Raw genomic sequence first — 22,486 nt, 5'->3', positions numbered from 1 at the left:
GGCGATGACGTGCTCGGCTATGCCGGCAAGTCCTAGCGGGTCCCGAGCACCTCGTCGCAGGCGGTGCGCAGGCGCCGTACGCCCTCCATGATCTCCCCCGTCCCGGCGACGGCCGCGAAGCTCAGCCGGAGGTGGGCGGCGGGAGGTTCGGCGCTGAAGTAGGGGCGGCCGCGGGTGACCGCGACGCCCGCGCGCAGGGCGCCCGCGACGAGGGAGGACTCGTCGGTGCCGTCGGGCAGCCGGGTCCAGAGGTGGTATCCGCCCGAGGGGACGTGCGGCAGGGCGAGTTCGGGCAGGTGCAGGCCGAGGGCCGCGGTCATCGTGTTCCGGCGGTGCTTCAACTCGGCGGCCACGGCGCGCAGATGGCGGGGCCACGCGGGCGAGCCCACGAGTTCGAGCGCGGCCTCCTGCAGCGGGCGCGGCACGAAGAAGGTGTCGACGACCTGGATCGCGCGCAGCCGCTCCAGGACCGGGCCGCGTGCGGCCAGCGCGCTGACCCGGAAGCTGGGCGAGGTGGCCTTGGTGAGCGAGGAGACGTGCACGACGACCCCGTCGGGATCCTCCGCGGCCAGCGGAGCCGGCAGCGGACCGGCGTCCTCGTGCGCCAGGCGTCGGACGAAGTCGTCCTCGATGACGAACGCCCCGGCCTCGCGCGCGATGTGCAGCACCTCGCGGCGGCGCTCCGGCGCGAGGACGGCTCCGGTCGGGTTCTGGAACAGCGGCTGGCAGACGACGACGCGGGCCCCGCTCGCCCGGAAGGCGTCCGCGAGCAGGGCCGGTTTCATCCCGTCCGGGTCGACCGGCACGGGCACGGGCCGCAGGCCCGCCGCGCGGGCGATCGCCAGCATGCCGGGGTAGGTGGGCGACTCGACCAGGACGGGCGCGCCGGGCGGTGCCAGTGCCCTCAGCGCGGTGGTCAGCGCGGACTGGCCGCCCGCCGTGATCAGCACGTCGGCCGCGGTGATCGCGCCGCCGATCCCGCGTGCGAACCACTCGCGCAGCTCGGTGACGCCCTCCACCGGCGGCCGGGCCCACACTCCGGGGCGGCGCCCGGCCCGGGACAGGGCCGCGCCCATGGCACGTTCCGGTTGCAGGACCGGATGCAGATAGCCGCCGTTGAACCCGACGACGCCGACGGGCGGGGCAGCCAGCGAGTCCAGCACGCCGGAGGCGTCGACACTCCGGGGCACCAGCTCGGCGGCGGCCTCCGCGCTGAGGGCGACCTCCTGCCAGGCGGTGTCCCCCACCGCCGGGGCCGCCGCACGCGGCTCGGTCCGGAAGGCGCCGGCGCCGGGCCGCGTCACCACGAGCCCCTCGGCGGCCAGCTGCGCGAGTGCCCGCGACACGGTCACCGGGCTGACCCGGAACCGCTCGACAAGTGCCCGACTGGCCGGCAGCTTTTCGCCGGGAGAGTAGCGGTTCACCTCGGACCGCAGCCGGTTCGCCAGCTCGGTGACGCTGCTACGCTCTTGCATGAGAGCAGAGGATAGCGCTACTGGTGGCACGTCGATAGCGGCCGCACAGCCGAACGGCGGCTCGACCACGGGGCCGAGGCCCCCGCATGGGGCGCGGTGGGGCAAAACGGCGGGAACGGCCCTGCGGTACGGCGGCACGCTCCAGGCCGCCCTCGGGGTCGTCGCCTTCTCCCTCACGTTCCCCGCCACCGCCTGGGGACTGGAGGGGTTCGGCCCTTGGTCGCTCGTGGCGGTGCGCAGCACGCTGGCCGCCGTCATCGCCGGCGGCTGTCTGCTCGCGCTGCGGGTCCCCCTGCCCGCGCGGCCGCACCGGGCGGGGCTCGCCGTGGTCGCGGCCGGGGTCGTGCTCGGCTTCCCGCTGCTGACCACCCTCGCGCTGCGGACCTCCACCACCGCGCACGCCGCGGTGGTCGTCGGACTGCTCCCGCTCACGACGGCCCTCTTCTCCGCCCTGCGCGTCGGCACCCGCCCCTCCCGTACCTTCTGGCTCGCCGCCCTGGCCGGCGCCGCGGCCGTCATCGCGTTCACCGTGCAGCAGAGCGGCGGTGCGCTGACCGGCGCGGACGCCTACCTCTTCGGGGCGCTGCTGGTCTGCGCCGCGGGCTACACCGAGGGCGGCCGGCTGGCCCGGGTCATGCCCGGCTGGCAGGTCATCGGCTGGGCGCTGGTGCTGTGCCTGCCGCTCAGTGTGCCGGGCGCGCTCATCGCCCTGTCCTACGAGCCGGTCCACCCCACCGTGCACGCCCTGGCGGGACTGCTGTGGGTGGCGGCCGGCTCCCAGTTCCTCGGCCTGGTCGTCTGGTACCGGGGCATGGCGGCCATCGGAATACCCCGGGCCAGCCAGTTGCAGCTGGCACAGCCGCTGCTCACACTGGTGTGGTCGGTACTGCTCCTCGGCGAGCATCTCACCCCGGCCGCTCCGCTGACGGCCGCCGCGGTGCTGGTGTGTATCGCGGTCACCCAGCGGGCGCGGGCCTGACCGGGGCGGGGCGCGCGGACCGGGTCGACCGGCGCCACCGGCCGTACACCGCGGCCACGGACCGATACTCCCGCACGTGACGAGGAGGCCCCCCAGATGCGCGCGACTGTAGGCGACAAGCTGGTGCAGCACGGCAGGATCGTCGGGCAGCACGACAAGATCGGCGAGATCGTCGAGGTGATGGGCTCGGACGGCAACCCGCCGTACCGCGTCCGCTTCCAGGACGGGCACGAGGGTGTGTGCTCCCCCGGACCCGACACCGAGATCCGCCACAGGGAAATGGGTCAGCAGATCGGACAGTAGGGCGAGGACCGGACGGCGGGGCCCGGTCGGAGCGGGTCCCGTCCTCGTGCCGTGATCCGGGCACGGTGATCCGGGCACGGTGATCCGGGCACGGTGATCCGGGCACGGTGATCCGGGCACGGTGATCCGGGCACGGCGATCCGGGCACGGTCTCAGCGCGGGGCCTCGTCGGCTACCCGTAGTGGTCGGCGACGACCCGCTCCATCGCCCCGGCCGGATCCGCCCCCACCTCCGTCGCGGCGAAGAAGACATGACCGCGCACCTGCGGGTACCGCGCGGCCAGGCTGAGGTGGCGCGAGAGTTCCGCCGGGTCCTGCCAGGCGTCGGACTGCGCCGGGTCCCCGGCCTTGTAGAGCGCCTCCCCCACGTACAGCTGCACGCGCGTGCCCCGGGTCACCCCCGCCCACCAGGACACGAGCGTCGCGTAGTCGGCGGCGGGGAAGCCGATGGGCCAGTAGATCTGCGGGCAGATGTAGTCCAGCCAGCCGGACCGTACCCATGTCCGGGTGTCCGCGTACAGGTCGTCGTACGTCTGCACCCCGGCCCGGGTGTCCGAGCCGCGGGGGTCGGTGGCGGCGTTGCGCCAGACCCCGAAGGGGCTGACACCGAAGCGCGCGGCGGGCCGGAGCATGCGGACGCGCGTCGCGGTCTCCCGCACCAGGAGGTCGATGTTGTGCCGCCGCCAGGCGGCCCGGTTCGTGAACCCGCCGCCGTGGGCCGCGTACGCCTCGTCGTCGTCGAAGACCGCGCCCTCGACGGGGTACGGGTAGAAGTAGTCGTCGAAGTGGACCCCGTCCACCGCATAGCGGCGTACGGCGTCGAGGATCGCGTCCTCGACGAACACGCGCACCTGTGGCAGCCCGGGGTTGTAGTAGAGCTTGCCGCCGTAGGGCACCACCCAGTCCGGGTTCCGGCGGGCGGGGTGCCCGGCGGCGAGCCGCGTCAGGTCGGTGTGGGAGGCCACCCGGTACGGGTTGAACCAGGCGTGCAGTTCAAGGCCCCGGGCGTGTGCCTCCTCGACCGCCGTGCCGAGCGGGTCCCAGCCCGGGTCCTTGCCCTGGGTGCCGGTCAGGAACTGGGACCACGGCTCGAAGGGCGAGGGCCACAGCGCGTCGGCCGAGGGGCGCACCTGGAAGAAGACGGTGTTCAGCCGGCGCCGTACCGCCTGGTCGAGGCGGGCGCACAGCTCGGCGTGCTGCACGGCGGCCGGCAGTCCGGCCCGGGAGGGCCAGTCGCGGCGGAACACGGTCGCCAGCCACATCCCCCGCATCTCCCCGGCCGCCGCGCGGGACGGCTGCGCACGGACGTCGCCCGCCGTCACCAGGGTCGACAGGGCGGCCACCGTGAACGCCCGGCGTGACACTCGCCGCATACATGCCCCCCATACGTTTCGCATCCGTTCGGTCACGGATCGTATCCCCTGGGGATGGGCTCGACCCGGCCGATCGATCACCGGCACGCCGGGGGTAACGTGCAGAGTCGAAAGCAGGCACCGAACCACGGGGGACCTGCCCGAGGGTGTCCTGCGAGCGCGCGAGCCGGCGTGGTGCGCAGGCTCCCTCCAGGCCCGATGATCAGCGAAAGGGACGATGTGACCGACATCGAACGCGTCGGAGTGGTGGGCAGCGGCCAGATGGGAGCGGGCATCGCCGAGGTGTGCGCCCGCGTCGGACTGGACGTGAAGGTCGCCGAGACCACCGGCGAGGCCTTGGAGATCGGCCGGACCCGCCTGCTGAACTCCCTGTCCAAGGCGGTCGAGCGCGGCAAGATGTCCGAGGAGGAGCAGGCGGCGACGCAGGCGCGCCTCACCTTCACCACCGACCTCGGCGAGTTCGCGGACCGCGACCTGGTGATCGAGGCCGTCGTCGAGAACGAGCAGGTGAAGACGGAGATCTTCCAGGTGCTGGACCAGGTGGTGACCCGCCCGGACGCGATCCTCGCCTCCAACACCTCCTCGATCCCGCTGGTCAAGCTCGCGGTCGCCACCTCGCGGCCGGACCAGGTGGTCGGCATCCACTTCTTCAACCCTGCCCCGGTGCAGAAGCTCGTCGAGCTGATCCCGGCGCTGACCACCTCCGAGGGCACGCTCAGCCGGGCCCAGCTATTCACGGAGAAGGTCCTCGGCAAGCACGCGATCCGCGCCCAGGACCGCTCCGGTTTCGTGGTCAACGCGCTGCTCGTGCCCTATCTGCTCTCGGCCATCCGGATGTTCGAGTCGGGCATCGCGGGCCGCGAGGACATCGACAACGGCATGGAGCTGGGCTGCGCCCACCCGATGGGCCCGCTGAAGCTCTCCGACCTGATCGGCCTGGACACCATCGCCTCCATCGCCGATTCGATGTACGAGGAGTACAAGGAGCCCCTGTACGCCGCTCCCCCGCTGCTCCAGCGCATGGTGGAGGCGGGCCGGCTCGGCCGCAAGACGGGCTCGGGCTTCTACACCTACAGCTGACCCGGGGGGGGGCTTCCCCTCCACCTGGTCACGGACCGTGAGTCTTCGGCCCGGACGGGCCCGGCGCCGTCTCCGGTGCCGGGCCCGTGCCGTTCACACGCCGTGCGCGGCGGGGGCACGCATATGCCGTTCAGGCGGCCGCGGTGGAGCACACGCGCCGGCCGCTGCCCGCGGTGGGCGCCCTCACGACGGTGGGCGCCCTCGTCGTGGCGGTCTGGCAGGCACCGGGTCGCCAGGCAGTGGGTCCTGCCCGAGCCTGAGGTGGTGCAGCAGGAGTAACGCGGCCGCCATGGTGGCGGCCGGGACCTCTCCGCGGGCGACCAGGTCGGGGACGAGCTTGAGGGGAACCCATTCCCGGCGGTCCGACTCGAAGTCGTCCACGGGGTGTCCGACGTACTCTCCCTCGTCGGCCCAGTAGACGTGGTGCCGGGCGTCGGTGAGTCCGTTGGAGGGCTCGGCGCTCATGAGATGGCGCAGTGGTCCCGGCCGCCAGCCGGTCTCCTCCTCGAGTTCGCGGGCCGCCGCGGCGACGATGTCCTCACCGTCCTCCACAACTCCGGCCGGGAGCTCCCACCCCCAACTGTCGGTGATGAAGCGGTGCCGCCACAGCAGCAGCACCTCGCCCGCCTCGTTCACGACGGTGGCCACGGCGACGGGCCGCAGCCGGATCAGGAAGTGGTCGAGGTGCCGGCCGTCCGGCACCTCGACATCCGCCAGATTGACGCTGAACCAGCGGTTTGCATACACAGTTTGTTCGTTCAGTTTCGTCCACTGCACGGTTCTGCCACCTTCCGCTGAGTAAGTGGCAATATCGCAGCAGGAGGGACCACTCAGCAGGCTCACAGCGGTGCACGCCCGGCGCAGCGGCAGACGCGGCGGCCCGCGCCGCCAGTCGGCCCGGTGGGCCGACGGGTCTCTACAGCGGTACGCGCAGTGCGCCGTCGATGAGTTCGGCTGCCTCGGCCGTTCCGGCGCAGCCGCTGCGCACCAGGTGCTCGCGTACCGCGCGCAGTCGGTCGCGCAGCCGCATGGACTCCATCCCCCGCGCCCGCTCCGCCATTTCGACCGCGGTGGCCGCCGCTCTGTCGGCGTTGCCCTGCCGCAGGTCGATCTGGCTGAGCATGGCGAGCCGGTGCACCCGGCCACGGTCGTGCGCGGGGGTGTCGACGGCGGCCGCGGCGTGCTCCCCCGCCGCCGTCAGATCACCGAGGCTGAACAGCGCCTCGGCGACCTGGACGTTGACGAGGCCCGGCTGGACATAGCCCGTCTCGTCCGGTTCGTGGCCGCGCCGGATGCGCTCGGCGGCCGACTCGGCCCGCCGGATGCAGGCCAGCGCGCTCGTCGCGTCGCCGAGATGCGCGTACGCCTTCGCCTGCATCGCGTAGAGGTCGGAGGCCAGCGCCGGGGTGAGGTGCTTGCCCGCGGCGCGCAAGGCGGCCTCGGCGAAGGCGACGGCCTGCCGGTACTCCTTCATGAACAGGGACTGGTTGACCAGCAGCGCTATCACATACGCGCCGAGCCCCCGGTCGCCGCTGGCCTTCGCCAGGCGCAGGGCCTGGTGGAAGTAGCGCTGGGCGAGACCGTGGGCGTCGGAGTCGTACGCGCAGATGCCGGCGATCGCCACCAGGCCGCCGGTGGCGCGGTGCAGTTGGCGGCCCATGGCGTCGGTGTAGCTGCCGCGCAGCAGCGGCGCGGTCTCGGAGTTGAGGAAGCCGACGATCCGGCTGCGGGTCGCGATGCCGCCCGCCTTGCGGTACATCTGCTCGTAGTGGGCCCGGGCGGCGCGCAGCATCTCGACGTCGGCGGGGGTGACCCGGTGCCGGCCGCCGCGCGAGACGTCCACGTCCTCGGGCGGGTTCTCCCACTCCCACACCGGCATCACGGCGGGCGTGCCCGTGACGGCGGGGGCGTCGAGTATGTGCGGGCGCTGCTGCTCGTCGGAGCGCCACAGGGCGGTGGCCCGTTCGACGAAGCCCGAGAGGGCGGAGCCGTGCGGCGCGGCCGGTTCGCCGGGCACGCCGAGGCCGATGTCGTCGAGGGTCACGGGGCGGCGCAGCCGGGCGGCGAGCACCTCGCAGATCAGATCGGGCACCTGGCCGCGTGGCCGCTGGCCCTTCAACCACCGTGCCACAGCGGTGTGTTCGTACCGGAGCACGAGTCCGCGCGCCCGTCCCGCCTGGTTGACATGTGCGGCAAGTCCCGCGTGGGAGATCCCGGCCTCGTCGAGAATCGCGTCGAGCAGGGTGTTGGGCTGCATGGAAGGCCCTCCGGTGGCTCGGTGCGGACAGCGTAGTGCGTCCGCGTTCACACGGGGTGTGAACGGAGTGCGCGCATCCGGGCTGTGCGTGCGCTGTTGCGCAGAGTTTCCGGCCGGTTGACTGAAACCCCTCGTAAGGGGCCGGCGGGCCGCCGGCTCCCCCTCGTACAGTGCGGCGGCCCCACTCCGCGCCGTCCGCCCCGCTGCCTGCCCGATACTCCGTGGCGGGGCGGACGGCGCGTCGGCGCTCCGCGCGGAAGGCCGGGTGACTACCCGTGGTTCGTCGGGCGGGGATCCGTCCTGATGTGCCGTGTGGTCCCCCGCGCTCCCGACGGGGCGTCCCCGTGGCGGTCGTTGCGCACCACGAGCAGGGCCACGTCGTCGGTGAGGCGTGCGCCGGTGTGGCGCTGGAGGCCGGTGAACACGGTGCGCAGCACCCTCTGGGGTACGACGTCCTCGCGGACGGCCTCCGTCAGGATGGCGGCCAGGAGGAAGAAGCGCCCCTGGGGATCCCGGGCGTCCTCGGCCCCGTCGGTGTACAGGAACAGCGCCTGTCCGGGCGCCAGCCGTCCGCAGTCGAGGGCGGGCAGATCCTCCGGCAGGGGGAACGGCCCGAGCGGAGGCAGGGGTTCGGCGCTGCTCAGGAGGTCGGCTTCGCCCCGGTCGAGCAGATACGGCCACGGATGGCCGCAGTTGAGGACGCGCAGCTCTCCCTCGCGGCCGATCTCCAGGAGCAGCAGGGTCACGAACTCCTCCGCGACCGGGTTGTCCGGCTCCCCGCCGGACGAGGGGTGTTCCGCCCTGAGCCGCTCACGCAGGTGCCGGGCCAGCGTCCGGTCCAATCGGCGCAGCACCGGGGCGAGTTCGGGCTCGTCGTGCACGGCTTCGCGGAAGCTGCCGAGGACGGCGGCGGCGGTGGCGAGGGCCGCGAGTCCGTGTCCGCGCACATCGCCCATCACGATGCGCACCCCGTGCTCGGTGGCGATCACCTCGTACAGGTCACCGCCCACGGTGGCGCCACGGTCCGCGGACACCTGCGCGGCGGCCACGCGCAGCCCGTCGATCCACTGCGGCAGCGGGCGCAGCAGCACGCTCTGGGCCGCGCCCGCGACCTTCCGGGCCTGTCGCAGCTCCCGCAGGCAGGCGTGGCGGACGTGCAGCAGCAGGCCCGCGCCGGCCGCCAGGAACACGGCGCTGCCCACGATCCGCGCACCGAGCGCGTACTGCTGGTACGTGACCGCGGTCGCGCCCCACACGGTGGGAAGTCCGACCGAGAGCGCCCGTCGCAGACGCCGGGGGCCCCTGCGGACACGGTGCCCGACTCCTCGGGCGACGACCGTGCCCCACCGGCTACGGGAAGGTACACCTGGCCGCGGCCCGCGAGGGGGCCCCGCCTTGATACGGATCATGCCGGCCCCCCATGAGAGCCCCGAGTGCTCAGAATCGGCCCGCGGAGTCTCACCTCACGCCCCTGAGCCGGTCCGATTCTGTCGACCGGACCGCTCACCGGCCGGGGTGATCCAGACTTGCCACCCTAATGAGTGAGGTGGCACAGGGAGTACGGAGCGCGCCCCGCCAGGGGTGAGGGGAGTCGCCCGGTCTCCGGCCACGGGCTGTCCGTGGCCAAAGATGCGCGACTCCCCTCGCTCCCGGTACAGGACATCAGCTGCGCAGCGCCGCCCCGGTGCGTTCGGCCGCCAGTGCGACCGCCGCGTCACGGGCCGCGGAGGCCTCGTCGACGGTCAGGGTGCGGTCGGGGGCGCGGAAGCGCAGCGCGTAGGCCAGCGACTTCTTGTCCTCGCCGAGCTGTGCGCTCTCGTAGATGTCGAACAGCCGGATGGACTCCAGCAGTTCACCGGCGCCCTCGCGCAGCGCGGCCTCGACGTCCGCGTGCGGGACCGCCCTGTCCACGACCAGGGCGACGTCCTGCGTGGCGACCGGGAAGGTGGAGATGTGCGGCGCCTGCGGGGTGCCGTTGCCCATCTGCTCCAGGACGTCCAGGTTCAGCTCCATGGCGCAGGTGCGCTCCGGCAGGCCCAGTGCCTTCACCACGCGCGGGTGCAGTTCGCCCGCGTGGCCCACGATCCGCTCGGTGCCGTCCACGGCGACCGCCAGCTCGGCACAGCGGCCCGGGTGCCATGGCCCGTACTGGCCCTTGCGGACGGTCAGCTCGGCCCCGGCCTCGCGGGCGACGCTCCGTGCCGCCTCGACGGCGTCGGCCCAGTCGGCCGGGCGGCCCTTGCCCCACCAGCCCGCCTGTTCCCGGGCGCCCGCGAGGACGACGGCGACATGACGCGGCTGCTCGGGCAGCACGGCGTTCAGCTCCGCGATCTCCTCGTCGGTCGGACGCCGGTCGACGGACAGGTGCGGGGCGACACGCCGCTGCGGCGGGTTCTCCCCTGCCCGAGCGGAGTCCTCGGCCCGGGGATGGAAGACCAGGCCGGTCTCGAACAGCGCCAGGTCGTGGCTGCCGCGGCCGTCGTTGCGGCGCAGCGCGCCGAGCAGACCCGGCAGCAGCGTCGTACGGAGCGCGGGCTCCTCGTCGTTGAGCGGGTTGACCAGCGTGACGACCCGGCGGGCCGGGTCGTCGTCCGCCAGGCCGAACTGGTCGAAGACCTGCTCGCTGACGAACGGGTGGTTCGGCGCCTCGACATAGCCCGCCCCGGCCAGGCTCCGGCCGACGCGGCGGTGCAGCCGCTGCCGATGGGTCAGCCCGCGGCCCGAGGGGAGCTTGGGCAGCGTGGAGGGCAGGTCCTCGTAGCCCTCCAGGCGGATGACCTCTTCGGCCAGGTCGTTGGGGTCGGTGAGGTCGGGCCGCCAGGACGGGACGGTGACGATCAGCTCGTCCTGCCCGTACACGTCGCAGCCGACCTCCTGGAGGCGGCGGACGACGGTCTCCCGGCCGTAGTCGACGCCCGCGACCCGGTCCGGGTGGTCGGCGGGCATGGCGATGGTGTGCGGCGCGGACGGCGCGATGACCTCGGTGACGCCGGCCTCGGCCGTGCCGCCCGCGAGCAGCACCAGCAGGTCGGCCGTGCGCTGGGCCGCCGCGGAGGCCGCCTGCGGGTCGACGCCGCGCTCGAAGCGGCGGGACGCCTCGGTGGACAGCTTGTGGCGGCGGGCGGTACGCGCGACGGAGACCTGGTCGAAGTGCGCGGCCTCGATGACGACTTCGGTGGTCGCGTTCTCCGGGTCCTCCGCGTCGAGAGCTCGGGGGAGGTCCGCGATCTCCGTGTCGGCGCCGCCCATGACGCCCGCGAGGCCGATGGGGCCGCGGTCGTCGGTGATCACGAGGTCCTCGGCGTGCAGCGTACGCGTCACACCGTCGAGGGTCGTGAGCTTCTCGCCCTCCTCGGCCCGGCGCACGCCGATCGTGCCCTGCACCAGCGTGCGGTCGTAGGCGTGCAGCGGCTGGCCGATCTCCATCATCACGTAGTTGGTGATGTCGACGGCGAGCGAGATCGGGCGCATGCCGACCTTCTGCAGTCGGCGCTGCAGCCAGATCGGGGAGCGCGCCTGGGGGTCCAGACCGGTCACCGCGCGGGCGGTGAAGCGGTCGCAGCCGCGCGGCTCGGAGATCTTCACCGAGGGGCCGAACGCGTTGGGGGCCGGGACGTCGAGCAGCGCCGGGTCGCTCAGCGGCAGGCCGTAGGCGATGGCGGTCTCGCGGGCGACACCGCGGATGGACAGGCAGTCGCCGCGGTTGGCGGTGACGGCGATGTCGAGGACCTCGTCCACCAGCTCGAGCAGCTCGATGGCATCCTTGCCGACCTCGGTCTCCGGCGGCAGCACGACGATGCCCTTGGTGCCGTCGTCACCCATGCCCAGCTCCTCGCTGGAGCAGATCATGCCGTGCGAGTTGCGGCCGTACGTCGTGCGCGCGGAGATCGCGAAGCCGCCGGGGAGCACCGCGCCCGGCAGGACGACGACGACCTTGTCGCCGACGGAGAAGTTGCTGGCGCCGCAGACGATCTCCTGGGGCTCGCCGGTGCCGTTGGCCTGGCCCACGTCGACGGTGCAGAAGCGGATCGGCTTCTTGAAGCCCTCCAGCTCCTCGATGGTCAGCACCCGGCCGACGACGAGCGGCCCCTTGAGGTCGGCGCCGAGCTGCTCGACGGTCTCGACCTCGAGGCCTGCCGAAATGAGCTTGGCCTGGACGTCGCGCCCGGTCTCCGTCGCCGGCAGGTCGACGTACTCCCGCAGCCAAGAAAGCGGGATCCGCATCAGATCTCCATCCCGAACGGCCGGGTGAACCGGACGTCACCCTCGACCATGTCTCGCATGTCTTCGACGTTGTGGCGGAACATCAGCATCCGCTCGATGCCGAACCCGAAGGCGAAACCGCTGTACTTCTCCGGGTCGACGCCGCAGGCGGTGAGCACCCGCGGGTTGACCATGCCGCAGCCGCCCAGCTCGATCCAGCCCTCGGACGAGCAGGTGCGGCAGGGCCGGTCGGGGTTGCCGACGGACGCGCCCTTGCAGACGTAGCAGAGCATGTCCATCTCGGCGCTCGGCTCGGTGAACGGGAAGAAGTTCGGCCGCAGCCGGGTCTTCATGCCCTCGCCGAACAGCGACTGGACCATGTGGTCCAGGGTGCCCTTGAGGTCGGCCATGGTCAGGCCCTCGTCCACGGCGAGCAGCTCGACCTGGTGGAAGACGGGGGTGTGCGTGGCGTCCAGCTCGTCGGTGCGGTAGACGCGGCCGGGGCAGATCACGTAGACCGGCAGCTCGCGCTCCAGCAGGGAGCGGATCTGCACCGGCGAGGTGTGCGTGCGCAGCACGACACCGGAGTCGCCGCCGCCGTCGGGGCCCCGCACGAAGAACGTGTCCTGCTCGCCGCGGGCCGGGTGGTCCGGGCCGATGTTCAGGGCGTCGAAGTTGAACCACTCCGCCTCGGCCTGGGGGCCCTCGGCGACCTCGTAGCCCATGGCCACGAAGACGTCCTCGATCCGCTCGGAGAGCGTGGTCAGCGGGTGGCGGGCGCCGGCCGGGACACGGTCGTGGGGCAGGGTGACGTCCACCGACTCCTCGACCAGTACCCGGGCGTCCCGCTCGGCCTCCAGTTCGGCCTGGCGGGCGGCTAGGGCCTTGTTCACGGCGCCGCGGGCCATGCCGACGCGCTTGCCCGCGTCGGCCTTGGCGTGCGGGGGCAGGGCGCCGATCTCGCGGTTGGCGAGGGCCAGCGGCGAGGCGGGGCCGGTGTGAGCGACCTTGGCCTCGTGGAGCGCGTCAAGGGAGTCCGCGGCGGTGAAGGCGGCGAGCGCCTCGTCCCGCATGCGCTCGATCTCTTCCGGTTTCAAGGCCTCGACCTCGACAGGGTCGTACGACTTATTGGGTGCCGACATCTCTTCCCGTGCTTCCGATTGGCTGGCTGAGGGTCCCCGTCACCGATTCGTGGACGAATCGTCTTTCGTCTTCGGGACGCAAAGGTGCCAAAGGTCGAGTCTAACGGTGCCGGGGAAAGCGGATGCGCCCATGGGGCTCGAACGGCGCCTACAGCAGGTACGCCGGGGTCCCCACGGGCAGGGTAAATCGGAACTGCGCGCCGCCGCCGCGGGCGCGGCCGACCGTGATGGCGCCGCCGTGGGCCTCGACGATGCCCTTGACGATATAGAGCCCGAGCCCCGTGCCACCGCGCTTGCTGCCCCGCCAGAAGCGGGTGAAGACGCGGTTCATGGATTCCTCCGGGATGCCGGGGCCCTCGTCGCTCACGGTGACCGACGTGGCGGTGTTCTGTTCGTCCTCCCCTTCCCGGGGGGACACCGCGGGTGTGACATCGATCGTGACGGTTCCCTCGCCGTGGCGCACGGCATTTTCGATGAGGTTGCTGAGCACCTGGTCGATCTTGTCAGGGTCCGCCCACAGGGCGGGCAGGGGCTGCTCGATGCGGAGCAGGAAGCGGTCCGCGGGCAGGCCCGCGGCGACGTAGGCCTGGATGTGCCGGCCGACCGCCGCGCCCATGTCGACGGGCTGCCGGCGCACCTCCAGCCGCCCTGAGTCGATGCGGGAGATGTCGAGCAGCTCGGCGATGAGCCGGGTGACCCGGTCAGCGTCGGCGTCGACGGTCTCCAGCATCAGCCGTTTCTGGTCGTCGGTGAAGCGTTCCCACTTGGCCAGCAGCGTGGCCGTGAAGCCTTTGACGGAGGTGAGGGGGGAGCGCAGTTCATGGGCCACGGTGGCGATCAGCTCGGCGTGGCTGCGCTCGGTGCGGCGCCGTGCCTCGGTGTCGCGCAGGGAGACGACGACCCGCCGGATCGGCCCGGTCGGGTGGGCGCGCACATACCGGGCCGAGACGAGGACCTCGCGTCCCTGGGGCAGCAGCAGATTGCGCTCGGGCTGCCGTACCCGGGTCGCGAGCCCGCCGTAGGGGTCGGTGAGCTGCCACCAGCGCCGCCCCTCCAGGTCCTCCAGGGGCAGCGCGTGCTCCAAAGGCCTGCCGAGGGCCTCGGCGGCGGGGACGGCGGTGATGCGGGCGGCCGCGGCGTTGAAGCAGATCACCCGGCCCTGCTCGTCGGCGACCACGAGTCCGTCGGGGAGTTCGTCGGGGTCGATGCCGAGTTCGGCGAGATCACCGCGCCGGGACGCGGGCGCGCGGTGCGCGTCCCGTGCTCCCGGTGCTCTGCTCGTGCCGACACCCATCCCCGCACCTCACCTCTCGTCCGGCGTGGGGAACCTGCCTCCCCGCTCAAGCCGAGAGCTGGGGAAAGAACCCCCGAGCCCGCCACCCTACTAGCCGGTGGTGACGGAACGGCACCCTCCGTAGGCGCGCTGTGCCCGGGCGGACGCATAGAGACATACGGCGGCGGCGGTCGCGAGGTTCAGGCTCTCGGCCTTTCCGTGGATCGGCACGCGTACGACGGCGTCCGCGAGCGCGCGCGTCTCCTCCGGCAGCCCCCAGGCCTCGTTGCCGAACACCCAGGCGGTGGGGCCGCCCATGGTGCCCTGGTCCAGCTCGTCGTCCAGGTCGCGGTCTCCGGCCCCGTCGGCGGCCAGGATCCGCACACCGGCCTGCTTCAGGCCCGCCACGGCGCGTTCGACGGGGACGCCGACGGCGACCGGGAGGTGGAAGAGGGACCCGACGGAGGCGCGGACGGCCTTGGGGTTGTAGAGGTCGACGGAGGCGTCGGTGAGGACGACGGCCTCGGCCCCGGCGGCGTCCGCGCACCGCAGCACCGTTCCGGCGTTGCCGGGGTCGCGGACGTGGGCGAGGACCGCGACGAGCAGGGGGCGGCGGCCGAGGATCTCGTCGAAGGGGGTGTCGAGGAAGCGGCAGACGCCGACCAGCCCCTGCGGGGTGACGGTGGTGGAGATGTCGGCGATCACCTCCTCGTCCGCGAGGTGGACCCGGGCGCCGGCCTCCAGGGCCCGCGCCACGATGCCGGCGTACCGCTCCGCCGCCTCCGGGGTGGCGAACAGCTCCACGAGGGTGGCCCCGGCGGCGGTCCGGTGCCCGGCGGCCTCGCGCACCGCCTGCGGTCCCTCGGCGAGGAACAGCCGCTCCTTCCCCCGGAAGTTCCGCTTGGCAAGCCGTCGCGCCGCGCTGACGCGGGGCGAGCGGAGGGAGATCGGCTCGGGGGCGGCGGGGGGCATGTGTGTCACCTTCGGGAGTTCAGGGGTCTGTGTGCGGCGACGGCCGCGCGGCGCCGGCGGTGCGGGGCGCCGAACACAGTCGGACCCGCAGGCTGCACAAGCCTGCGGGTCCGCTCAGTCACGCCGACGGGGCCGGCGCGGCGTTCAGGCCGCCTTGGGGGCGTTCACGTCCGCCGGCAGCGCCTTCTGGGCGACCTCGACGAGCGCGGCGAACGCGCTCGCGTCGTTGACGGCCAGCTCCGCGAGGATCTTGCGGTCGACCTCGACGTTGGCGGCCTTCAGACCCTGGATGAAGCGGTTGTAGGTGATGCCGTTGGCGCGGGCAGCGGCGTTGATGCGCTGGATCCACAGCTGACGGAAGTCGCCCTTGCGCTTCTTGCGGTCGTTGTAGTTGTAGACCAGCGAGTGGGTGACCTGCTCCTTGGCCTTGCGGTACAGACGCGAACGCTGACCGCGGTAGCCGGAGGCCTGCTCGAGGATCGCCCGGCGCTTCTTGTGGGCGTTGACTGCCCGCTTGACGCGTGCCACTTGTTAACTCCTTGTAGCGGGGCCGCGGTGGAACTCACACGGCCCGGATTCGATTGGGTCCCGGTTCAGACGCGCGGCGCTCGAGGAGCGCCGCCGCGTCACTTGCCGAGAAGCTTCTTGATCTTCTTGGCGTCGCCCGGGGCCATCTCGGCGTTGCCGGTGAGGCGACGCGTCACGCGGGACGACTTGTGCTCGAGCAGGTGGCGCTTGCCGGCGCGCTCACGGAGCACCTTGCCGGAGCCGGTGACCTTGAAGCGCTTGCTGGCACCGCTGTGCGACTTGTTCTTCGGCATAGCGCCGTTCTCTCCTCGTCGGTGGCGCTCCGGTGCCCGGTTGCAGAACCGGGCACGAAGGAGCGTCGCTCTTGTATCGGTTACATCCTGGGACTGCCGTCCCGGGCTTTCCGGGGCCCGTACGTCCGCCTCGCGGCGGCTCGTACGTCCGTACGTCCGGTGTTCCCCCGGGGCCACGGCCCTGGGATCACGCCTCGGCGGAAGCCTCGGCCGGGGCCTCAGTGGTCTCGGCATCAGCGGAGTTCTGCGAGCGGCCGGGGTTGGCCTTCGCCTCCGCCTTGCGGGCCTCCTGCGCCTGACGGGCCTCGGCCATCGCCTCGGTCTTCTTCTTGTGCGGACCGAGAACCATGATCATGTTGCGGCCGTCCTGCTTCGGGTTCGACTCGATGAAGCCGAGGTCCTGGACGTCCTCCGCGAGACGCTGCAGCAGTCGGTAGCCCAGCTCGGGCCGGGACTGCTCGCGGCCACGGAACATGATCGTGATCTTGACCTTGTCGCCCTGCTTGAGGAACCGGACGACGTGACCCTTCTTGGTGTCATAGTCGTGCGGGTCGATCTTCGGCCGGAGCTTCATCTCCTTGATGACCGTGTGCGCCTGGTTCTTGCGCGCCTCACGGGCCTTCATGGCCGACTCGTACTTGAACTTCCCGTAGTCCATGAGCTTGCACACGGGCGGACGGGCGTTCGCCGCGACCTCGACCAGGTCCAGGTCGTACTCCTGCGCAAGCTCCAGGGCCTTGGCAAGCGGCACAATACCGACCTGCTCGCCACTGGGACCGACAAGTCGCACCTCGGGAACGCGAATCCGGTCGTTGATGCGGGGCTCGGTGCTGATGGATCCTCCTCGGTAGCACCATGCGGCCGCCTGGCGGACAGCCGCGTATGTCCGGTTGACATAAGGACCAACCACCGCAGCACATGAAAAATGCCCCGGACGGTACACAGGCGGGACTCCGAATACTCCGGAGCACCGCCGCGGTGACCGCGGGGCGCACTCTCGGGCGACTCCACCGTCCGTACGGAACGGTGGTGGTCGCCTGACCGGTGACCCGCCGCCCCGAGGGGCAGTCAGGTGGGAGATCGGAGCCTCCACTTGTGGGCCGGGCACAGCCGTGCTCGGCCGGTCGTCACACAAGGTTAGCAGCTCCCCGGGAGAGGTGCGAACCGGCGTGCACCGGGCATCCGCGGCCCCGGCCGCCGGGCCTCCCCCGCGCGGGCGGGGGCGCGCCGGGGCCTATCGTGTGGGGCATGAGTGACACGTCCCCCGAGGAATTCCCGGCTGCCGCGGAACCCACGGCTGCCGCGGAATCCACGGCTGCCGCCGAATCCACGGCTGCCGCCGAGAGCCCCGACTTCGACGCCATGGCCCGTGACATCGCGGAGGTCCCCGCCGTCGAGGTGATCGTGACCGTCGCCGTCAATCTGATGAGCGCCGCCGCCGTGAAGCTCGGTCTGACCGAGGAGGGCGACGCGTACAAGGACCTGGACGAGGCCCGCAAGCTGGTGCACGCGCTCGCCGGTCTGCTCGACGCGAGCGCGACGGAGATCAGCTCCTTCCACGCGGCTCCGCTGCGCGACGGCCTGAAGTCGCTCCAGCTGGCGTTCCGCGAGGCGTCGATCGTCCCCGACGAGCCGGGCCAGGGTCCGGGCGAGAAGTACACCGGAGCGGTCTACGGCTGACCCGGCCCCCTCGTCACGGCTGATTCATCCCCGTACGTACAAGGGCTCGCCCGGAGGCGTCACCCCGGCCGGCAGCAGTGCCAGGTCGAGACCGCGCACCAGGCGGGCCCTGAGCGTTTCGTCGGCCGCCAGCCGGCCCGCCACGGCGCGCGCGGCCTCGGCCGGGGGTGCCGACGGGTCGAGGACGAGCGCCAGGGTGCCGTCGGCCTCGCCGGGCCCGAGATGGGCGCGGACCACCGACGGTTCCCCGGCGACGGCGGCACGCACGGCCTCGCGCACCGCGGGGTCCGCGAGCGGGTCGACGCCGGCGCGTCCCTCGGCGAGCGCCAGCAGCGCGGGGCCCGTCAGCTCGAAGGGCACCGGCCCGGACATGTCCAGCACGATCGTGTCGGCCTTCTCGTGCGCCGCCGCCTGCAGGGCCCGGTGCAGGGGTACCGCGACGGGGCGGGCGGCCGGGTCCCAGCGCGCCAGGGCGTCCGTGGACGTGAAGGCGGGCAGCGCGGTGCGGTCCCCGGCCCTGAGCGTCGGCACGGCCATGTCACTGGTCTTCTCGCGGCGCAGGCCGTTCTCGTCCTCCTCCACCTCCCCGAGGACCGCGACGACGGGCACGAGGAGCCGTGCGCCCCGCAGCGCCTCCAGAACGGGCCCCACGGCGGCGCGGTCCTCGGCCCACGCCGCGAGCGCCGCGCCGAGCCGGGGGTCGGCCGTGCCGTCGTCGTCGGAGAAGCCGGAGTCGGGAATGTTCTTGTTCGCCACGGTCACCGACCCTATCGAGGGGTCTTCGCCACCCCGGTGCCGCCCCTGACGCACGGCGGCGACCGGATCCGGAAGGGCGTTTCCCCGGTGGAGCCGGCCGCGCGGGCGGCCATCTCCGCGTTCGCGGACGCCCCGTCCTCGAGCGTCGGCGCGCACCGCCGTCACAGACCCCGGGGGCGGGTTCTGGTACGGCCTCGCCACAGCACCACCGACACCGCCAGCAGCACCGCGCCCAGTCCGCCCGCCAGCGGGACGGCCCAGTCCGGGGAGCCGGTGCCGTCGTCGGCCGTGCCGGGGCCGGGGCCGAAGTACTTCCTGGCGTACTGCGCGGCCCGGGGGTCCTCCGGCTTCAGCTTCGCCGCCGCCTCGACGGCCGCCGCGGGATCCACGAGGCCGAAGCCGCGGGAGTCGTCGCGCCCGCCGGCGGGGGCCTCGCGGGCCGTACGCTCCAGGAGTCGCTTGATCTGGGCCGGTGTGAGGCCCGGCCGGGCCGCCTTGATCAGCGCGACGACGCCCGAGACGAAGGCGGAGGCCGCGCTCGTGCCCCAGCCCTCGTAGTACTCGCGGTCGGGGTCGGCGATGACGACGTCGACGCCGGGCGCGCTCACCGTGGCGTACCAGCGGCGGGTGGAGAACGAGGCGCGGGTGCCGTAGTGGTCGACGGCGGTCGCGGCGATGACACCCGGGTAGGCCGCCGGATACGAGATGTGGTCGCCCTTGTCGCCGCCGTTGCCGGCCGAGGCCACGACGACGGCGCCCTTCTTCAGGGCGTACTGCACCGCCTCGTCCTCGGCCGCTTCGGGGTGCGCGGAGTCGGAGTCGTCGCCGAGGGAGAGGTTGATGACGTCGGCGCCGTGGTCGGCGGCCCAGCGGATGCCCTCGGCGAGGGCGTTGCCCCGGGTGTTGCGGGCCTTCGCACGGGCCGGGTCGCCCTCCTCGAGGATGACGCGGACCGGGAGGATCTTCGCCTCGGGGGCGATGCCCATGACGCCGTCGGAGTCGCCGAGGCCATGGCCGTGACCGGCGATGAGGCCGGCCATGGCGGTGCCGTGCCGGGCCCAGGGGCGGTCGCCGCGCCGGGCGCCGAAGCCCACCAGGTCCTTGTCGGGGAGCACATTGCCCGCGAGGTCGGGATGGGTCGCGTCCACGCCGGTGTCGAGGACGGCGACGGTGATGCCCCTGCCCTTGGTCGTCTGCCAGACCTGCTGGGCGTGCAGGGCGTCCAGGGCCCACTCCCGGGCGCGGATGCCGTCGGCGTGCGCGGCGGTGGACGGCAGCAGGGCCAGGGAGCCAGCGAGCAGGACGGTCAGCAGGCGGGCGCCGGTCCGGCGGCGCGCCGTGGCGGCGCCTTCGGCGCGGGTGCGGGGCCCTGGGCGGGCGGCCGTAGGGGGGGTCATGACGGCTGCTCCGTGGCCGCGGTGACGCTCCTGCGGAGGGCGGCCGCGATGCGGTCGGCGAGGCCCGTCGCCTCGTAGCCGAGACCCGCCTGGGCGGGGGCCGTGGTCGCGCCGGTCTTCATGGCGGCCGCCGCGGGCTGCGGTTCGGTGACGGTACGGCCGTCGGCGAAGCCGGAGACGGCGTAGACGACGACGGGGAGGTCCGTGCGGACCGAGATCGTCCAGGAGGCGCGCTGGTCGTCGCCGAAGCCCGCCGCGACGGTGCCCGCGGCGCCGTACGGGCGGGGCATCAGGTCGGTACGCCGGTCGAGGCCCTCCTTCTTGAAGCGGCCGGCGAGGGCGGCCATGGCGGCGGAGTCGGCCCGGGTGAACAGCAGGCCGACGGTGGTGACCTGGCTGCGGGTCGCGTCGGTGTAGGTGGCGCGCAGCAGCCGCAGACAGCCGACGGGGGCGAGGGCCTTGCGCAGCAGCGGGTCGAAGGCGTCCGCGCAGCCGCCGTCGGGGGCGACGGCGACGCGTGTCCAGGTGCGGTCGGCACCGCCGGGGCCGGCGCCCGGGCCGTGGACGGTGGGCGGGAAGAGCCGGTCGACGGGCACGTCGTGCCAGAGGCTTCCGGTGACGGCGAACGCGCCCCTCGCTCCTTCTCCCGGACCGTCACCGATGAGCCAACCGCCGGTCACGGCACCGCCGATGAGCCCGAGGCCGAGGACCAGGCAGATGGCGGCCCCGGCGCTGCGGTGGCCCGCCAGGGCGCCCAGGAGCCGCGGGCGCGCGGTGTCGGCGTCGCGGATGTCGGGCTGGGCGAGGGTGACGACGGGGCGCGGCGCGACGACGGGGCGGGCCTCGTCGGGGCCGGGCCGCAGGCGCGCGGTCGTCTCCACGATGCCCCCGACGGGCCCCGGCGGTGCGAGGTCCGTCGCGGCGACCGGCAGGGAGTTGCTCACGGTGGGCGGCGCGTCCGGAAAGCGCGCGGAGGCCACCGGCGGGGGCGGGGCGGCGGGCTGGGCCTGCGGGTCCAGACGAGGGATGTCCCGCCCGGGTGCGGTCCCCGGCGCGGGCGGCTGCCCGGGGCCGGGCGGGACCCCGGCGTGGTCGCGCGGCGCCGGCAGGGGCGGGACCTGTGGAGCGGGAGGCGTGCGCTCGGGCTCCGCAGGCACCGTGCCCGACGGGTGGGGCGGGTGTGTGGGGCGCGGAGGGATGGAGGCGCGGCGCGCTTCCATGCTCATGCACCCCCCGTTTCGTCGTGGCCGGGCCGCCCCGGGGTCTCCCGGGGAGTTCGACCGCCCGTGGGGAGCGGTCCGTACGCGCGGTGCACGACGCGGCGCCCGTCCCTGGGCAGGCATACCCGCGTGGACGGACACCATCCCGGCGTACGCGCCCGGGCGGCGCCTGTCACGTTCCACGTGCGCGTCACTCTACGGGCTGATGCCCTTCGAACGGGAACCGGTCGCCGGCACCGGGGCATCTGCCCCGGATCGTCCCTCTACCCTGTGGAATTCGCTTCTGGCAGGCTTCGTTCATGACTGCCCGCGCCGCAGACCGGGCCCGCTACGACCGGGCCACCGCCCATCTCGACGCCCCCGTCGCGATCGTGGACCTGGAGGCGTTCGACGCCAACGCCGGCGACCTGCTGCGCAGGGCCGGCGGCAAGCCGGTCCGGGTCGCCAGCAAGTCCGTGCGCTGCCGTGCCCTGCTCGAACGCGTCCTGTCCCGGGAGGGTTTCGCGGGCGTCATGTCCTTCACGCTCGCCGAGTCCCTGTGGCTGGCCCGGTCCGGATGCGACGACGTGCTGCTCGCCTATCCGTCGGCCGACCGCCGGGGCTTCGCCGAACTGACGGGCGATCCCAAGCTCGCCGCCTCCGTCACGGTGATGATCGACGACCCGGCCCAGCTGCGTCTGATCGACGACGCCCGTGACGGCGGCACCGAAGTGGTGCGCGTCTGCCTGGAGTTGGACACCTCGCTGAAGCTGCTCGGCGGGCGCGTGCGGGTCGGTGCGCGGCGCTCGCCGCTGCACTCGGCCGCCCAGGTCGCGGAGATGGCCCGCGTGGTGGCGCGCACGCCCGGCTTCCGGCTGGTGGGCCTCATGGCGTACGAGGGCCATGTCGCCGGCGTCGGCGACGCGGTGGCGGGCCGGCCCGCGCGGTCGCGGGCCATCCGGCTGATGCAGGCCACGGCACGCAGGGAGCTGGCCCGGCGGCGCGCCGAGGTGGTGCGTGCCGTCCGGGCCGTGGCGCCGGACCTGGAGTTCGTCAACGGCGGCGGAACCGGCAGCGTGCAGTACACGGCCGCCGAGGACGCGGTGACCGAGATAGCGGCGGGTTCGGGGCTGTACGTGCCCCGGCTGTTCGACAACTACACCTCCTTCCGGGGGCGGCCGGCCGCGCTGTTCGCGCAGCCGGTCGTACGCCGGCCGGGGGTGGGCGTGGTGACCGTGCTGGGCGGCGGCTACCCCGCCTCGGGTGTGGCGGGAAGCGACCGGCTGCCCGTCCCGTATCTGCCCGAGGGACTCGCCTACGATCCGCAGGAGGGTCCGGGCGAGGTGCAGACGCCGCTGCTGGGCGCACCCGCCGACGACCTGCTCCTCGGCGACAAGGTGTGGTTCCGGCACGCCAAGGCGGGCGAGCTGTGCGAACGGTTCGACGTGCTGCACCTCGTTGAGGGCGACGAGGTCACCGCGACCGTGCCGACCTACCGGGGCGAGGGACACACGTTCCTGTGAGCGCCGCCGCCCCGCGCGGGCCCCGGTCGCGGCCGCCGGGGAGGCGGCCGCGAC

20 protein-coding genes are annotated in these 22,486 nt (G+C 73.3%); 5 read left to right on the top strand and 15 right to left on the bottom strand.

Annotated features, from left to right (window positions below):
* Positions 1-32 precede the first annotated feature (32 nt).
* Entirely contained in the window at positions 33-1,475 is a 1,443-nt protein-coding gene (locus tag ACWD5Q_RS08845) for an aminotransferase-like domain-containing protein (protein ID WP_451426328.1), read from the bottom strand.
* Between ACWD5Q_RS08845 and ACWD5Q_RS08840 the strand changes: the two genes are divergently transcribed.
* A complete protein-coding gene (locus tag ACWD5Q_RS08840; RefSeq protein WP_451426327.1) occupies positions 1,474-2,454 on the top strand; it encodes a DMT family transporter in 981 nt (326 codons plus the stop codon). The two genes, ACWD5Q_RS08845 and ACWD5Q_RS08840, sit on opposite strands and share 2 nt — an antisense overlap.
* Before the next feature lie 96 nt (positions 2,455-2,550).
* Positions 2,551-2,757, top strand: coding sequence for a DUF1918 domain-containing protein (locus ACWD5Q_RS08835; protein ID WP_451426326.1), 207 nt, complete (start codon positions 2,551-2,553; stop codon positions 2,755-2,757).
* Between the two features lie 172 nt (positions 2,758-2,929).
* On the opposite strand, the gene ACWD5Q_RS08830 is transcribed toward ACWD5Q_RS08835, so the two are convergent.
* Positions 2,930-4,129, bottom strand: coding sequence for a glycoside hydrolase family 10 protein (locus tag ACWD5Q_RS08830; RefSeq protein ID WP_451426325.1), 1,200 nt, complete (start codon positions 4,127-4,129; stop codon positions 2,930-2,932).
* Positions 4,130-4,327: 198 nt separating this feature from the next.
* Here ACWD5Q_RS08830 and ACWD5Q_RS08825 point away from each other — a divergent pair, with 198 nt between their 5' ends.
* Entirely contained in the window at positions 4,328-5,209 is an 882-nt protein-coding gene (locus tag ACWD5Q_RS08825) for a 3-hydroxybutyryl-CoA dehydrogenase (protein WP_451426324.1), read from the top strand.
* A gap of 183 nt (positions 5,210-5,392) precedes the next feature.
* On the opposite strand, the gene ACWD5Q_RS08820 is transcribed toward ACWD5Q_RS08825, so the two are convergent.
* The 10 genes from ACWD5Q_RS08820 to infC form a co-directional block, all read right to left on the bottom strand.
* The gene (locus tag ACWD5Q_RS08820) at positions 5,393-5,986 is read right to left on the bottom strand and encodes an NUDIX domain-containing protein (protein ID WP_451426323.1); all 594 of its coding nucleotides are present in this window, start codon (positions 5,984-5,986) and stop codon (positions 5,393-5,395) included.
* 139 nt (positions 5,987-6,125) lie between these two features.
* Entirely contained in the window at positions 6,126-7,466 is a 1,341-nt protein-coding gene (locus ACWD5Q_RS08815; protein ID WP_451426322.1) for a transcriptional regulator, read from the bottom strand.
* A gap of 269 nt (positions 7,467-7,735) precedes the next feature.
* Complete coding sequence (locus tag ACWD5Q_RS08810; RefSeq protein ID WP_451426321.1) at positions 7,736-8,722, bottom strand: PP2C family protein-serine/threonine phosphatase; 987 nt, start codon at positions 8,720-8,722, stop codon at positions 7,736-7,738.
* Between the two features lie 406 nt (positions 8,723-9,128).
* The gene (pheT, locus tag ACWD5Q_RS08805) at positions 9,129-11,690 is read right to left on the bottom strand and encodes a phenylalanine--tRNA ligase subunit beta (protein WP_451426320.1); all 2,562 of its coding nucleotides are present in this window, start codon (positions 11,688-11,690) and stop codon (positions 9,129-9,131) included.
* Positions 11,690-12,811 (bottom strand): phenylalanine--tRNA ligase subunit alpha, encoded by a 1,122-nt coding sequence (gene pheS / locus ACWD5Q_RS08800; protein WP_451426319.1) that lies wholly within the window; start codon positions 12,809-12,811, stop codon positions 11,690-11,692. Before pheS ends, pheT begins: the two co-directional genes overlap by 1 nt.
* A 148-nt stretch (positions 12,812-12,959) precedes the next feature.
* Positions 12,960-14,105 (bottom strand): ATP-binding protein, encoded by a 1,146-nt coding sequence (locus tag ACWD5Q_RS08795; RefSeq protein WP_451426318.1) that lies wholly within the window; start codon positions 14,103-14,105, stop codon positions 12,960-12,962.
* Positions 14,106-14,195: 90 nt separating this feature from the next.
* Entirely contained in the window at positions 14,196-15,056 is an 861-nt protein-coding gene (locus ACWD5Q_RS08790; RefSeq protein ID WP_451426317.1) for a TrmH family RNA methyltransferase, read from the bottom strand.
* A gap of 144 nt (positions 15,057-15,200) precedes the next feature.
* Complete coding sequence (gene rplT, locus ACWD5Q_RS08785; RefSeq protein WP_067134332.1) at positions 15,201-15,584, bottom strand: 50S ribosomal protein L20; 384 nt, start codon at positions 15,582-15,584, stop codon at positions 15,201-15,203.
* Between the two features lie 98 nt (positions 15,585-15,682).
* Positions 15,683-15,877 carry a 50S ribosomal protein L35 gene (gene rpmI / locus ACWD5Q_RS08780; RefSeq protein WP_015661694.1) on the bottom strand — a complete coding sequence of 65 codons (195 nt, stop codon included), beginning with the start codon at positions 15,875-15,877 and terminating at the stop codon, positions 15,683-15,685.
* 187 nt (positions 15,878-16,064) lie between these two features.
* A complete protein-coding gene (gene infC / locus ACWD5Q_RS08775) occupies positions 16,065-16,712 on the bottom strand; it encodes a translation initiation factor IF-3 (RefSeq protein WP_451426443.1) in 648 nt (215 codons plus the stop codon).
* A 413-nt stretch (positions 16,713-17,125) separates the two neighbouring features.
* Between infC and ACWD5Q_RS08770 the strand changes: the two genes are divergently transcribed.
* Positions 17,126-17,557 carry a DUF1844 domain-containing protein gene (locus ACWD5Q_RS08770; RefSeq protein WP_451426316.1) on the top strand — a complete coding sequence of 144 codons (432 nt, stop codon included), beginning with the start codon at positions 17,126-17,128 and terminating at the stop codon, positions 17,555-17,557.
* A gap of 24 nt (positions 17,558-17,581) precedes the next feature.
* On the opposite strand, the gene ACWD5Q_RS08765 is transcribed toward ACWD5Q_RS08770, so the two are convergent.
* The 3 genes from ACWD5Q_RS08765 to ACWD5Q_RS08755 form a co-directional block, all read right to left on the bottom strand.
* Complete coding sequence (locus ACWD5Q_RS08765) at positions 17,582-18,313, bottom strand: SseB family protein (protein WP_451426315.1); 732 nt, start codon at positions 18,311-18,313, stop codon at positions 17,582-17,584.
* Between the two features lie 161 nt (positions 18,314-18,474).
* Positions 18,475-19,710, bottom strand: coding sequence for a type VII secretion-associated serine protease mycosin (gene mycP, locus ACWD5Q_RS08760; protein WP_451426314.1), 1,236 nt, complete (start codon positions 19,708-19,710; stop codon positions 18,475-18,477).
* The gene (locus ACWD5Q_RS08755; RefSeq protein WP_451426313.1) at positions 19,707-20,936 is read right to left on the bottom strand and encodes a hypothetical protein; all 1,230 of its coding nucleotides are present in this window, start codon (positions 20,934-20,936) and stop codon (positions 19,707-19,709) included. The genes mycP and ACWD5Q_RS08755 overlap by 4 nt, the downstream gene beginning before the upstream one ends.
* Before the next feature lie 293 nt (positions 20,937-21,229).
* Here ACWD5Q_RS08755 and ACWD5Q_RS08750 point away from each other — a divergent pair, with 293 nt between their 5' ends.
* Positions 21,230-22,432 (top strand): amino acid deaminase/aldolase, encoded by a 1,203-nt coding sequence (locus ACWD5Q_RS08750; protein WP_451426312.1) that lies wholly within the window; start codon positions 21,230-21,232, stop codon positions 22,430-22,432.
* Positions 22,433-22,486 lie beyond the last annotated feature (54 nt).

Source organism: Streptomyces sp. NPDC002513 (genome assembly GCF_053595355.1).
Note: the sequence above shows the minus strand (reverse complement) of the source record. Positions and strands in the feature narration are given on the sequence as shown.

Bases quoted from the DNA above. Each gene is read 5' to 3' on its own strand.
- ACWD5Q_RS08840 (WP_451426327.1), top strand. From the start codon at position 1,474: ATGAGAGCAGAGGATAGCGCTACTGGTGGCACGTCGATAGCGGCCGCA.
- ACWD5Q_RS08845 (WP_451426328.1), bottom strand. From the start codon at position 1,475: ATGCAAGAGCGTAGCAGCGTCACCGAGCTGGCGAACCGGCTGCGGTCC.
- ACWD5Q_RS08835 (WP_451426326.1), top strand. From the start codon at position 2,551: ATGCGCGCGACTGTAGGCGACAAGCTGGTGCAGCACGGCAGGATCGTC.
- ACWD5Q_RS08830 (WP_451426325.1), bottom strand. From the start codon at position 4,129: ATGCGGCGAGTGTCACGCCGGGCGTTCACGGTGGCCGCCCTGTCGACC.
- ACWD5Q_RS08825 (WP_451426324.1), top strand. From the start codon at position 4,328: ATGATCAGCGAAAGGGACGATGTGACCGACATCGAACGCGTCGGAGTG.
- ACWD5Q_RS08815 (WP_451426322.1), bottom strand. From the start codon at position 7,466: ATGCAGCCCAACACCCTGCTCGACGCGATTCTCGACGAGGCCGGGATC.
- pheT (WP_451426320.1), bottom strand. From the start codon at position 11,690: ATGCGGATCCCGCTTTCTTGGCTGCGGGAGTACGTCGACCTGCCGGCG.
- pheS (WP_451426319.1), bottom strand. From the start codon at position 12,811: ATGTCGGCACCCAATAAGTCGTACGACCCTGTCGAGGTCGAGGCCTTG.
- ACWD5Q_RS08795 (WP_451426318.1), bottom strand. From the start codon at position 14,105: ATGGGTGTCGGCACGAGCAGAGCACCGGGAGCACGGGACGCGCACCGC.
- ACWD5Q_RS08790 (WP_451426317.1), bottom strand. From the start codon at position 15,056: ATGCCCCCCGCCGCCCCCGAGCCGATCTCCCTCCGCTCGCCCCGCGTC.
- rpmI (WP_015661694.1), bottom strand. From the start codon at position 15,877: ATGCCGAAGAACAAGTCGCACAGCGGTGCCAGCAAGCGCTTCAAGGTC.
- ACWD5Q_RS08770 (WP_451426316.1), top strand. From the start codon at position 17,126: ATGAGTGACACGTCCCCCGAGGAATTCCCGGCTGCCGCGGAACCCACG.
- mycP (WP_451426314.1), bottom strand. From the start codon at position 19,710: ATGACCCCCCCTACGGCCGCCCGCCCAGGGCCCCGCACCCGCGCCGAA.
- ACWD5Q_RS08755 (WP_451426313.1), bottom strand. From the start codon at position 20,936: ATGAGCATGGAAGCGCGCCGCGCCTCCATCCCTCCGCGCCCCACACAC.
- ACWD5Q_RS08750 (WP_451426312.1), top strand. From the start codon at position 21,230: ATGACTGCCCGCGCCGCAGACCGGGCCCGCTACGACCGGGCCACCGCC.